Here is a 12035-nt window from a genome sequence, read left to right as displayed (position 1 = left end):
ACCTTGACCGGTGATCGATGTCCCGGGCAGTCCGACTCGGCCGGATCGTGACGATTCCGATACCTGCGGTGCGGGATTGGAGCGGAAAACGGCTGGGTAGCTAGCCGGCGTCAGACCGCCACCGTGGCGGCCACGCGGTGGGGGAGGTGATCAGATGTCGGTCCTGCGTACCAAGCCGATCGCGGACGTGCTCGCCCAGGGCGACGCCGACGGCGAGGACGGCAAACCGGGACTGCGGCGCCGGCTCGGCGCGGTCGACCTGATGGGCTTCGGCATCGGCATCGTGATCGGCACCGGCATCTTCACGCTCACCGGTGTTGAGGCGCGCAACAGCGCCGGGCCAGGCGTGGTGATCTCGTTCGGCATCGCCGGCCTGGTCGCGCTGCTCGCCGCGCTCTGCTACGCCGAACTGGCCAGCAGCGTGCCGACCGCCGGCAGCGCCTACACCTACGCGTACGCGACGATGGGCGAGATCGTCGCCTGGATCATCGGCTGGGACCTGCTGCTGGAGTTCGCGCTCGGCGCGGCGGTGGTGGCCCGCGGCTGGTCCGGCTACCTCGCCGACCTGTTCGGTCTGCCCAGCGCCTGGTTCGCCGAGGAGGGCAGCGTCGTCAACCTCGGCGCGATCGGCATCGTGCTGGTGCTCGGCGTGGTCGCCGTCGTCGGCATCCGCGAGTCCGCCCGGGTCACCAACGTGCTGGTGCTGGTCAAGGTGGCGATCTGCGCCTTCGTCATCATCGCCGGGCTGTTCTTCGTCAAGGCGGCCAACCTCAGCCCGTTCATCCCGTCCGCCGAGCCGGCCGGGGCCGGGGACGACGGCATCAAGCAACCGGTCACCCAGGCCATCTTCGGGCTGGAGCCCTCCGTCTTCGGCTTCGTCGGGGTGCTCACCGCCGCCGCCGTGGTGTTCTTCGCGTACACCGGGTTCGAGGCCGTGGCGAACCTGGGTGAGGAGACCCGCAAGCCCAAGCGGGACCTGCCGCTGGGCCTGCTCGGCACGCTCGTCATCTCCACCGTGCTCTACATCGGCGTCTCGCTCGTCGTGGTCGGCATGGTCAAGTACACCGAGATCGACGAGGGCGCGCCGATCGCGTCCGCGTTCCGGGCGGTCGGCGCCGGCTGGGCCGCGGTGCTCGTCTCCATCGCCGCCGTCGCCGGGCTCACCAGCGTGATCCTGGTCGACCTGGTCGCCATGGGCCGGATCGGCTTCGCCATCGCCCGGGACGGGCTCATCCCGCCCGCCATCGCCAAGGTGCATCCGCGCTGGGGCACCCCGTACCGGATCGCCGGGATCATGACCGTCGCGGTGGCGCTGCTCGCCGGTTTCCTGCCGCTGTCCGCGCTCGCCGACCTGGTCAGCATCGGCGCGCTCTGCGCGTTCACGCTGGTCGCGATCGCGGTGCCGATCCTGCGCAGGCGCCGCCCCGACCTGGAGCGGCCGTTCAAGGTGCCGTTCTCGCCGGTGCTGCCGATCGTCACCGCCGTGGCGTGCCTCTACCTGAGCCTGAACCTGTCGGTGGAGACCTGGCTGCGGTTCCTCGCGTGGATGCTGCTCGGCGCGGTCATCTACTTCGGGTACGGCCACCGCAAGAACCGGCTCGCCCGGCGCGAGCACTCGGACACCCCCGAGCCCGCCCCCACCCCCTGAGGCGGGCCCCCGAAGGAAGGGCCCCTTCTTAACGCCGCGCGTTAAGAAGGGGCCCTTCTACTACCGGAGGCGTTAAGAAGGGGCCCTTCCTTACGGGCGGGGCTGGGCGGACCCGGTGGGACCCTTCACCACCGGCCTGCCGTTCTCCCAGACGATCTCGTCCAGCCACACCTGCCGGCCCGGATCGGTCGCGCCCTCCAGGCCCGGCGGCCAGGCGTGGTAGAGCAGCCAGGTACGGCCGTCGTGCTCGACGATCGAGGCGTGCCCCGGCCCGGAGGCCACCTCGTTGCCGCGCAGGATCGGGTTCTCCGGCGCCTTCACGCACGGCCCGGCCGGGCTCTCGCAGACCGCGTACCCCTCGGCGTAGGCGCCCTTGTCGTACGCGTTCGCGGCGAAGAACAGGAACAGCTTCCCGTCGTGCCGGTGCAGGAACGGCCCCTCGATCAGCGTGCCCTCCCAGGGCTCGGTCTGCCGCAGCAGCTTCGCCGCCGGACCGGTCAGCCGCAGCCCGTCCGGGGAGAGGCGCTGCGACCAGAGCCAGGTGTCCACACCGATCGCGTTGCCGTCGTTCTTCCACAGCAGCCACAGGCTGCCGTCGGTGTCCCGGAACGGGCTGGCGTCGATCGAGCCGCCCAGGTCCGCCTGGCAGACAAGCGGCCGGTCCGAGTCGTCCGCGTACGGGCCGAGCGGGGTGCTCGCCACCGCCCGGCTCAGGCACTGCCGGCCGGAGGCCCGGTCGGCCACCGTGTAGTAGAGGACGAACCGGTCCGGGGCCAACTGGATCACCTCGGGCGCCCACGTCTTCCCCGCGTCCGCCCAGTCGGGCAGCGCCGGCAGCGCGTCGCCGGCCGGCGTCCAGTCGACCAGGTCGGGTGAGGTGAGCACCGGTACGTTCCGGCCGACGGCGTTTGTGTGGAACAGGTACCAGGTGTCGCCGACCCGGATCGCCTGCGGGTCGGGGGCGTCACTGCGGACGACCGGGTTGGTGAACACGCGCGCGTCCTCCGGCGTACTCGACGGGGTGGGTGTGCTGCCGCAACCGGCGACGAGCAGCGCGGCGGCCAGGACCGCCGCCGCGCCGCGTCGCCTCGTTCGCCCGGCGTTCATCCCTTCAGGCCGCTGCGGGAGACACCCTGAATGACGTGCCGCTGGGCGAGCACGAACAGGATCAGCACCGGCACGCTGGCCAGTACCGCGCCCGCCATGATGACGGGGTAGTCGGTCACGTACGCGCCCTGGAGCAGGCCCAGGCCCGCCGGCAGGGTCAGCCGTTCCGGGCTGAACAGCACGTACACCGGCCAGAGGAAGTCGTTCCAGTTGGTCAGGAACGACAGCACCGCGAGCGTGGCCAGTGCCGGTTTCGACAGCGGCAGCAGCACCTGGCGGAAGATCTGCCAGTGGTTCGCCCCGTCCAGCACCGCCGCCTCCTCCAGTTCGGCCGGGATGGAGAGGAAGAACTGGCGCAGGAAGAACACCCCGAACGCGCTGGCCGCGCCCGGCACGATCACCACTGTGAGCGTGTCGATCCAGCTCAGCCGCTCGGCGATGATGAAGTTCGGGATGATCAACGAGGTGGGCGGCAGGAACAGCGTGCCCACGATCAGCGCGAACAGCAGTTTGCGCCCGCGGAACCGCATCCGGGCCAGCGCGTACGCGGCCATCGACGCGGTCACCAGCACCAGCAGCGTGTGCAGGGTCGCCGCGAGCATGCTGTTGACGAACCAGCGCAGCACCGGATTCGCCGTGTTGTCGATGATCTGCTCGTAGCCGTAGGTGGAGAACGGGTTCGGCAGCCAGCCCGGCGGCACCTGCTGCGCGTCCTCGTACGTCTTCACCGAGGTCAGCAGCATCCAGACCAGGGGGGTCACGAAGATCGCGGTGATCAGGAGCAGTACGCCGTAGCGCGCCACCGCGCGTACGTTCCTCATGTCGTCCCCCTCAGTCTTCCCGGTAGCGGAACAGCCGGAAGTTGACGACGCTCACCACCGCCAGCATCAGCGCGAAGAACACGCTCATCGCGGCGGCCCGCCCGGCGTCGTAGTCCCGAAGTCCTTCGTCGACGATCCGCCAGACCACGGTCCGGGTCTGCTCGCCGGGCGCGCCCTGGGTGATCAGGAACGCCTGCCCGAAGACGTTCGCCGACGCGAGGATCGTGGTGGTGAAGACGAACAGCATGACCGGGCGCAGGCCGGGGATCGTGACGTGGCGGAACCGGTCCCAGGCGCCCGCGCCGTCGACCTTCGCCGCCTCGTACAGCTCGGCCGGGATGTCCTGGAGACCGGCCAGGTAGATCACCGCGTTGAAGCCGCAGGTCCACCAGACGGTCACGCCGACGAGCGAGATCCAGGCCCACGGCACGTCGGTCACCCAGGGTGTGTCCGAGGGGAGGCCGACCACGCCGAGCAGCCGGTTGACCAGGCCCAGGTTGGCGTCGAGCAGGAACCGCCAGAGCAGGCCGATCACCGCCACGCCGAGCACGTACGGGGCGAAGAACGCGGCCCGGAAGAACGTCCGGCCGGGGAACGAGCGGTTGAGCAGCAGCGCCAGCCCGAGCGGGATCACCACGAGCAGCGGCACGGAGAACAGCGTGAAGGTCCCGGTGGCCCGGACGCTCGACCACCAGTCCCCGTAGATGGCCGAGTCGCTGGAGAACAGGTCCCGGTAGTTGCCGAGCCCGACGAACGGCCGGTTGGGCAGTTGCAGGTCCCACTGGTGCAGGCTGATCCAGACCCCGAACAGGATCGGCGCGAGGCCGAAGACGCCGAACAGGATCAGGTACGGCGCGAGGAAGAGGTACGGCGTCGTGCGGTTGCCGCGTTCCGTCGCGCCCCGGCGGCGGGTGGGCGCCGCCGGGGGCGGCGCGTTCTCACGCGCCGCCCCGGCCTCGATCACGTCCGCCACGGCGGATCAGTTCCCGTACTTCTTGCGGTTGTCCTCGAGCTGCTTGTTCGCCTTGGCCACGCCGTCGTCGAGCGCCTGCTTCGGCGACTTCTTGCCCAGCGCCGCCTCGTTGAAGGCGCTGTAGAAGGTCAGCATGGTCTCGCCGAGACCGGGCGCGGCCGGCGGGAACGCGGCGTACTCCAGCTCCGGGGCGAGCGCGTTGACCTCGGTGAGGCCCTTGAACTCGCTGCTCTCGCGGACGGCCTTGCGGGCCGGCACCTGGCCGCCCTTGGCCCAGTCCAGCGAGTGCTGGCTCAGCCAGTTGATGAACACCTTCGCCCCGGCGGTCTTGTTCGCGTTCGCGGAGCGCTGCTTGACGATGGTGAAGTTGTGCGAGTTCGCCCAGGCGGCCTGCTGGCTGCCGATCTGCGGCAGCGGCGCGACGCCCCACTGCACGTTCGAGCTCTTCTTCAGATCGCTGATCTGCCAGATGCCGTTCCAGTTGAACGCGTTCTTGCCGCTCTTGAACGCCAGGTAGTCGGCGTCCTGGCCGACGTTCGCCGGGGAGTGGCCCTGCTTGATCAGGTCGACCAGCCAGGTGCACGCCTCGACCGCCGGGTCGGAGTTGAACGTCGCCTTCGCCACCTCGGCGTCGAACAGCGTGCCGCCCCACTGGTGCAGCAGGCTGTAGAAGGTCATGCCGCCGGTGAACTGGAACGGGCTGACCCAGAACCCCTGCACGCCCGACTTCTTCAGCTCGGTGAGCGCCGCGGTGTACTCGTCCCGGGTGGTCGGCGGCTTCTCCGGGTCCAGCCCGGCCTTCTGCATGACCGCCTTGTTGTAGTAGAAGCCCAGCGGGTGCATGTCCAGCGGGATGCCGTACCGCTTGTCGTTGTAGAGGCCGCCCTTCCAGACGGTCGGGGCGAAGTCGCCCTCGCTCAGCTCCAGGGTCTTCGCCACGTCGTCCAGTTCGGTGATCGTGCCGCGGGCGGCGAACGTGGCGAGCTGGTCCATGTGCATGACCGCGATGTCCGGGCCGTTGCCGCTGGAGACCGCGCCGGGGAGCTTGCTGTAGTAGTCCTCCCACTGGTACGTGATCACACTGACCGCGATGTTCTGGTGCTCGCTGTTGAACTGCTGGACCAGCGCCTTGAAGATGTCGCCGTCGCCGCCGGTGAAGCCGTTCCACAGCTTCAGGTCCACCTTCGGGCCGGTGTAGTCCTTGCCGCCGTTGCCGGAGGCGCCGGAGCTGTCGCTGCTGCTGCCGCCGCCACAGCCGCTCAGCGTCATCGTGGCCGCCGCGCCGAGACCGAGGCCGAGCCCGAGCAGGCGCCGCCGGCTCATCTCGTTCTGGATCATGGGTACTCCTTGGGGGACGGGATGGAGTATTGCCTGGTCACAGTGCTGGCACGAAGCGCAGCAGGTTCCAGGAGGTGGCCGGCAGCAGCACGGAGGCCCGGCCGCCGTCGACTGTGGGAGTGGTCAGGTCCCGGGGCGTGACCCGCTCCGGGTCCGCTTCGGTGTTCGTGGCGTCCGGTTCGGTCCCGGCCGCCACAGTGGTGTGCGCCTCGGCCCGCAGGCCGGGCAGGCCGCGCAGGTCCAGGTCGAGCGGAAGGTCCTGCGGGCTTCGGTTGACGGCGAAGACGGCCAGCTCGCCGGTCTCCTCGTCGTGCACGGCGACGGTGTCCAGCGCGGGCACGTCGCCGTACCGGCGGGTCTCGTAGGTGGGGCCGGTGGGCTCGGTCCGCAGCACGGTGCCGCGCGCGTACCGGGCGGTCAGGGCGAACGGGTGGAAGATGCTCTGCCGCCAGGCCGGGCCGCCGTTTCGGGTACGGATCGGGGCGATCACGTTGGCGAGCTGCGCCTGGCAGGCCACCCCGACGCGGTCGGCGTGCCGGAGCAGCGTGATCAGCAGGTCGCCGACGACCACCGCGTCGACAGCGGTGTAGTCGTCCTCGATCAGCGCGGGCGCCTCGACCCAGCCGCGCCGGTCCAGGTCGGCCTGGAGGCGGGACTGGTACCAGACGTTCCACTCGTCGAAGGAGATCTTCAGCTTGCGCTTCTGCCGCAGCTTGGCGCCCACGTGGTCGGCGGTGGCGACGACCTCGGTGATGAAGGCGTCCATGTCGACGGCGGAGGCGAGCAGGCTGGCCCGGTCGCCGTCGGACGGGTCGTAGTAGGTGTGGGCGGAGATGTAGTCGACGTGCTCGTAGGTGTGCTCCAGCACGGTGGCCTCCCACGCGGCGAACGTGGGCATGCCCCGGTTGGAGCTTCCGCAGGCGACCAGGCTGATCGACGGGTCGATCATCTTCATGGCGCGCGCGGTCTCGGCGGCGAGGCGGCCGTACTCGTCGGCGGTCTTGTGCCCGACCTGCCACGGCCCGTCCATCTCGTTGCCGAGGCACCACAGCCGCACCCCGTACGGCTGCTCGGCGCCGTGCTTGCGGCGCAGGTCGGACAGTTGGGTGCCGCCCGGGTGGTTGGTGTACTCCAGCAGGTCGAGCGCCTCGGCCACGCCGCGGGTGCCGAGGTTGACAGCCATCATCGGCTCGACCCCGGCCTCGGCCGCCCAGGTCATGAACTCGTCCAGGCCGAACTCGTTCGTCTCGATGGTCTTCCAGGCCAGGTCGAGCCGGCGCGGGCGGTCACCGGCCGGACCGACGCCGTCCTCCCAGCGGTAGCTGGAGACGAAGTTCCCGCCCGGGTACCGGACGACCGAGACGCCCAGTTCGCGGGTCAGGTCCAGCACGTCGCGCCGCAGACCCCTCGGGTCGGCGGCGGGGTGCCCCGGTTCGTACACCCCGCCGTAGACGCAGCGCCCCATGTGCTCGACGAAGGAACCGAAGATCCGGCGGTCCGCCGGCCCGATCCGGAACGCCGGATCGATCGTGAGCTGCGCGTTCGGCACGATGCCAACCTCTTTCCCACTGGTGTTGCCGGTGACCGCGGCCACCCCCCTGTCAGTGGTTTCTACAACGTTGTAAGTGCTCGTGTAAAGAGGTTGTTACGTCGTCGTGACGCGGTACAGTGCGGCCAGCGTTCACCGGGAGGACAGTTCAGTGCGGCACAGGCTCAAGGACGTCGCGGAGCGGGCCGGAGTGTCGGTGAAGACCGTCTCCAACGTCGTCAACGGCTACCAACACGTACGCGCCGACACCCGGGCCCGGGTCGAGGAGGCCATCGCCGCACTCAACTACCGGCCCAACCTGTCGGCCCGCAACCTGCGCAAAGGGCGTACCGGGGTGATCGCCCTGGCCGTGCCCGAACTCGACATCCCCTACTTCGCCGAGCTGGCCCGGCACGTCGTCACCGCCGCCGCCGACCACGACTGGACGGTGCTCATCGACCAGACCGGCGGCGGCTCCGAACAGGAGCGAAAGGCTGCCAGCGGCATCGGCGACCACATGATCGACGGCCTCATCCTGAGCCCGCTCGCGCTCACCTCCGACGACCTCGCCGCCCTGCACGGCCTGCCGATGGTGCTGCTCGGTGAACGGGTGGACCACGGTCCCGCCGACCACGTCATGATCGACAACGTGGCCGCCGCCCGGGAGATCACCGCCCACCTGATCGGGCTCGGCCGCCGCCGGATCGCCGCGATCGGCTCCCAGCGCACCCCCGAGGGCGCCAGCGCCCGGCTCCGCCTGGCGGGCTACACCGCCGCGCTGAGCGAGGCCGGCATCGCGTACGACGACCGCCTGGTGGCGCCCGCGCCGGCCTGGCACCGCGCGGACGGCGCCGCCGCCATGCGCAACCTGCTCACCACCGGGGTACGCCCCGACGCCGTCTTCTGCTTCAACGACACGCTCGCGCTCGGCGCTCTGCGTGCCCTGCACGAGGTGGGCCTGCGCGTGCCCGAGGACGTCGCGGTGGCCGGCTTCGACGACATCGAGGACGGCCGCTTCTCGATCCCGACGCTGACCACAGTCGCTCCGGACAAGGAGCGCATCGCCCGCCTCGCGGTCGAGTTGCTGGCCGGACGCCTCGGCCCCGACCGCGACTCCCCACCGCGCGAGCTCGTGGCCCCCCACCACCTGGCCCTACGCGAGTCCGCCCCCCTCTAGCCCTCTTCCAGCCCTCTTCCTGGCCGCGTCGATCATGAAGTTGGCGGCGATGTCGATCTCCAGAAGTGCCGCCAACTTCATGATCAACGGGGTGGTCCGGGTTGGCCCGGGGGTGCGGGGTGGTGTGGTCAGTCGAAGAAGCGGGCCAGGTGGGACGCGGGTGGGGGTGGCGCGTCCGGGGGCAGGGGAGTGAGGTCGGCGAAGATCGACGCGCCGTCGCAGCCCACGTGCAGCGGATACCAGCGCGGCGTACCCGGTGGGCGCTGAGCGCAGATGCCCTTGAACGTCTGCACGTCCAGCAGGCGTACGTGGGTCGGGTCGGCAACCGCGTTGACGTGCCGCCACCAGGGACTCATCACGTGGAGCACCCCGCCGGGCCGCAGCACCCGGTGGCACTCGTCGAACAGCGGCAGGAAGTCGATCAGGTGCTCGACGATGTGCACGGCGAAGAACACGTCCACCGAGTCGTCGCGCAGCGGCAGCGAGCCGGCGAGATTGGCGACCGCGTTCACCCCCGGCGCCGGATAGATGTCCAGCCCCAGGTTGCCCGGCCACTGCTTGGTCGCGCCGCAGCCCAGGTCGACCACCACCGGTGCCCGCCCGGCCACGGCGACCCGGCACCAGATCCCGAGTACGCCCGCCAGCCGGCCGATCAACTCCCGTACCAGCCGCAACTGCGCCGGGTCGGCGACCGCGCCGGTCAGGTGCGCCACCCCCCTGTCGAAGCGCACCTCGACGGTCGTCCCGCGCAGCCGCTCGTCGTGCCGGGCCAGATCGGCCCACGCCTCGGCGAGGAAGTCGTCGGTCTGCCGGAGTCGCTCACCCGAGAGCGCGGTCTGCCCCATCGCCACCATGCGCCACCTCCGGCGGCCCGTTACCCCCATTTCACCCCAATATGCCCCGCCCACCCGCCCCGTCTGTCGCCGTGATCAAGGAGTTCGTGTCACCAGAAGACGCGCCCGGAGACACAAACTCCTTGATCACCGGAGCGACGCCCCGAGATCTTGGTACCGAACGGCCCTCATGGGGGCACTTTCCTACCAAGATCTCCGGCGACCATGGGCTGCGGCGATGACCAAGGAGTTTGTGTCGGCTCGGCTCGGCCGGGCGGGTGGACGCAAACTTCTTGATCGCCCGAGCGAGCGGTGCGCGTGCCCTCCCCGACGCTGCGCCCACCTCGATGATCAAGGAGTTTGTGTCCTTTTTCGAGGGCGCTGTTGACACGAACTCCTTGATCACCGCCGGTCTCGGGCCGGGGTGCGCTCCGGTGCCGGGGGCCTGGGGCTGCTGCCTCGTCGATCATGGAGTTGTGGCCCGGACCAAGCTCGCAAAAGGGGCAGGTGAGGGGCCTCAACTGCAAGATCAGCGGGGCGGGGCGGGGCGGGGCGGGGCGGGGCAGGGCGGGCGAGGGAGGACGAGGGGTGGGGTTAGCCGGAGAGGGTTCGGCGGACGGTGCGGGAGCTGCGCATGCGCTGGCGGGGCTGCGTGGCGGCCGTCTTCGGGCGCTTGAGGTGGTAGCGGTGTAGCTCGTTGTTGCCCGGTAGCGACGGGTCCTCGCTCATCGCGACCAGTTCCCAGCCCTGGTCACCGGCCCGGTTCAGGTGGGCCAGCGCGGTGTCGCCGTACGGCGTCACGTCGATCATGGAGCCGTCCGGGCCGTACCAGATGAAGACGACTTCGAACCCGAGGTCGGTCGCGGCGGGTTGACGACGGCGGACCAGCAGCGCGTACTCCCACTTGAGCATGCGCTCATTGTGGACCCGCGCGGCCGGGTCGGCACGGATCAGTGTTCGGCGATCCGTCCGTCCGCCACGCCCAGCCGCCGGTTCACGCTCACCGCGTCGAGCATCCGCCGGTCGTGGGTCACCAGCAGCAGCGTGCCCGGATAGGTGGCCAACGCCGATTCGAGCTGTTCGATCGCGGCCAGGTCGAGGTGGTTTGTCGGCTCGTCGAGCACCAGCAGGTTGACGCCGCGGCCCTGGAGCAGGGCCAGCGCGGCCCGGGTCCGCTCGCCGGGGGACAGCGTCGCCGCCGGGCGCAGCACGTGATCGGCGCGCAGGCCGAACTTCGCGAGCAGCGTCCGCACCTCCGCAGGGGCCAGATCGGGTACGGCGGCACCGAACGCGTCGAGCAGCGGCTGGTCGCCGAGGAAGAGTCCCCGGGCCTGGTCGACCTCGCCGACCACCACACCGGGGCCGAGCGCGGCGTGCCCCTCGTTCAGCGGCAGCCGGCCGAGCAGCGCGGCGAGCAGGGTGCTCTTGCCGGAGCCGTTCGCCCCGGTGATCGCCACCCGGTCGGCCCAGTCGATCTGCAGGTCCACCGGCCCGAGCGTGAAGCCGCCTCGGCGTACCACCGCTCCTCGGAGCGAGGCCACGACGGCGCCGGCGCGGGGCGCGGCGGCGATCTCCATCTGCAGCTCCCACTCCTTGCGCGGCTCCTCGACCACCTCCAGCCGCTCGATCAGCCGGGCGGTCTGCTTGGCCTTGGCGGCCTGCTTCTCGGTCGACTCGGCGCGGAACTTGCGCCCGACCTTGTCGTTGTCGGTGGCCTTGCGCCGGGCGTTCTTGACGCCCTTCTCCATCCAGGCGCGCTGCGTGCGGGCACGCGCCTCCAGGCCGGCCTTCGTGTCGGCGAACTCCTCGTACTCCTCGCGGGCGTGCCGGCGCGCCACCTCCCGCTCCTCCAGGTAGGCCGCGTAGCCACCGCCGTAGTGGTTGACCTGCCGCTGGTGCAGGTCAAGCTCGACGATCCGGGTGACCGTGCGGGTGAGGAACTCCCGGTCGTGGCTGACCACCACGGTGCCGGCGCGCAGGCCGGTGACGAAGCGTTCCAGCCGGTCCAGCCCGGCCAGGTCGAGGTCGTTGGTGGGCTCGTCCAGCAGGAAGACGTCGTACCGGCTGAGCAGCAGCGACGCGAGCCCGGCGCGGGCGGCCTGCCCGCCGGACAGGCCGGTCATCGGATGGTCCAGGCCGACGTCGAGACCCAGCTCCGCGGCGACCTGCGCGGCCCGCTCGTCCAGGTCCGCGCCGCCGAGGTCGAGCCAGCGTTCCAGAGCATTCGCGTACGCGTCGTCGGCGCCCGCCGCCCCGGCGGTGAGCGCCTCGGTGGCGGCGTCCAGCGCGGCCTGCGCGGCGCTGACCCCGGTGCGCCGGGCCAGGAACTCCCGGACCGTCTCGCCGGGCCGGCGCTCCGGCTCCTGCGGCAGGTAGCCGACAGTCGCCGTGGGCGGGCTGAGCGAGACCGTGCCCTGCTCGCGTGGGACCAGCCCGGCGAGGGTACGCAGCAGCGTGGACTTGCCGGCGCCGTTGACCCCGACCAGCCCCACCACGTCGCCCGGCGCGACGACCAGGTCGAGGTCTTCGAAGAGGAGGCGGTCACCGTGGCCGGCGGTGAGGTCCTTGGCGATCAACGTGGCGCTCATCAGGTGCTTGAGCCTACCGGCG

At 70.8% G+C, this 12035-nt stretch carries 9 protein-coding genes and 1 pseudogene; 2 read left to right on the top strand and 8 right to left on the bottom strand.

Annotation, left to right across the window (positions count from 1 at the left end):
- Nucleotides 1-154 precede the first annotated feature (154 nt).
- Nucleotides 155-1648, top strand: a complete 1494-nt coding sequence (locus FHU28_RS31485) for an amino acid permease (protein ID WP_184688785.1) — start codon at nucleotides 155-157, stop codon at nucleotides 1646-1648.
- Nucleotides 1649-1738: 90 nt separating this feature from the next.
- On the opposite strand, the gene FHU28_RS31480 is transcribed toward FHU28_RS31485, so the two are convergent.
- From FHU28_RS31480 to arfA, 5 genes are read right to left on the bottom strand one after another with little or no spacing between them, the layout of a single operon-like run.
- The gene (locus FHU28_RS31480) at nucleotides 1739-2755 is read right to left on the bottom strand and encodes a glycoside hydrolase family 43 protein (RefSeq protein WP_184688783.1); all 1017 of its coding nucleotides are present in this window, start codon (nucleotides 2753-2755) and stop codon (nucleotides 1739-1741) included.
- Nucleotides 2752-3576 (bottom strand): carbohydrate ABC transporter permease, encoded by an 825-nt coding sequence (locus FHU28_RS31475; protein ID WP_073829028.1) that lies wholly within the window; start codon nucleotides 3574-3576, stop codon nucleotides 2752-2754. The genes FHU28_RS31480 and FHU28_RS31475 overlap by 4 nt, the downstream gene beginning before the upstream one ends.
- 10 nt (nucleotides 3577-3586) lie before the next feature.
- On the bottom strand, nucleotides 3587-4549 hold the full coding sequence (locus FHU28_RS33180) for a carbohydrate ABC transporter permease (RefSeq protein ID WP_184688780.1): 963 nt from the start codon (nucleotides 4547-4549) through the stop codon (nucleotides 3587-3589).
- Nucleotides 4550-4555: 6 nt separating this feature from the next.
- Nucleotides 4556-5887, bottom strand: a complete 1332-nt coding sequence (locus FHU28_RS31465; protein ID WP_184688778.1) for an ABC transporter substrate-binding protein — start codon at nucleotides 5885-5887, stop codon at nucleotides 4556-4558.
- 37 nt (nucleotides 5888-5924) lie between these two features.
- The gene (gene arfA, locus FHU28_RS31460; protein WP_184688776.1) at nucleotides 5925-7436 is read right to left on the bottom strand and encodes an arabinosylfuranosidase ArfA; all 1512 of its coding nucleotides are present in this window, start codon (nucleotides 7434-7436) and stop codon (nucleotides 5925-5927) included.
- Nucleotides 7437-7587: 151 nt separating this feature from the next.
- Between arfA and FHU28_RS31455 the strand changes: the two genes are divergently transcribed.
- Nucleotides 7588-8592: a LacI family DNA-binding transcriptional regulator gene (locus tag FHU28_RS31455; RefSeq protein ID WP_116508818.1), complete on the top strand. Its 1005-nt coding sequence runs from the start codon at nucleotides 7588-7590 to the stop codon at nucleotides 8590-8592.
- Nucleotides 8593-8720: 128 nt separating this feature from the next.
- Here the strand turns inward: FHU28_RS31455 and FHU28_RS31450 are convergent, their stop codons facing one another.
- The 3 genes and pseudogenes from FHU28_RS31450 to FHU28_RS31440 form a co-directional block, all read right to left on the bottom strand.
- Nucleotides 8721-9446, bottom strand: coding sequence for a methyltransferase domain-containing protein (locus tag FHU28_RS31450; protein ID WP_184688774.1), 726 nt, complete (start codon nucleotides 9444-9446; stop codon nucleotides 8721-8723).
- A gap of 639 nt (nucleotides 9447-10085) precedes the next feature.
- A pseudogene (locus FHU28_RS31445) lies at nucleotides 10086-10337 on the bottom strand (hypothetical protein); the annotation flags it as partial.
- Between the two features lie 38 nt (nucleotides 10338-10375).
- Nucleotides 10376-12013, bottom strand: a complete 1638-nt coding sequence (locus FHU28_RS31440; RefSeq protein ID WP_184688768.1) for an ABC-F family ATP-binding cassette domain-containing protein — start codon at nucleotides 12011-12013, stop codon at nucleotides 10376-10378.
- Nucleotides 12014-12035 lie beyond the last annotated feature (22 nt).

This window comes from Micromonospora echinospora (assembly GCF_014203425.1).
Taxonomy (GTDB): Bacteria; Actinomycetota; Actinomycetes; order Mycobacteriales; family Micromonosporaceae; genus Micromonospora; species Micromonospora echinospora_A.
Note: the sequence above shows the minus strand (reverse complement) of the source record. Positions and strands in the feature narration are given on the sequence as shown.

Excerpts from the sequence above, each read along its gene's own strand:
- FHU28_RS31485 (WP_184688785.1), top strand. The coding sequence starts at position 155 with ATGTCGGTCCTGCGTACCAAGCCGATCGCGGACGTGCTCGCCCAGGGC.
- FHU28_RS31480 (WP_184688783.1), bottom strand. The coding sequence starts at position 2,755 with ATGAACGCCGGGCGAACGAGGCGACGCGGCGCGGCGGCGGTCCTGGCC.
- FHU28_RS31475 (WP_073829028.1), bottom strand. The coding sequence starts at position 3,576 with ATGAGGAACGTACGCGCGGTGGCGCGCTACGGCGTACTGCTCCTGATC.
- FHU28_RS31465 (WP_184688778.1), bottom strand. The coding sequence starts at position 5,887 with ATGATCCAGAACGAGATGAGCCGGCGGCGCCTGCTCGGGCTCGGCCTC.
- FHU28_RS31450 (WP_184688774.1), bottom strand. The coding sequence starts at position 9,446 with ATGGTGGCGATGGGGCAGACCGCGCTCTCGGGTGAGCGACTCCGGCAG.
- FHU28_RS31440 (WP_184688768.1), bottom strand. The coding sequence starts at position 12,013 with ATGAGCGCCACGTTGATCGCCAAGGACCTCACCGCCGGCCACGGTGAC.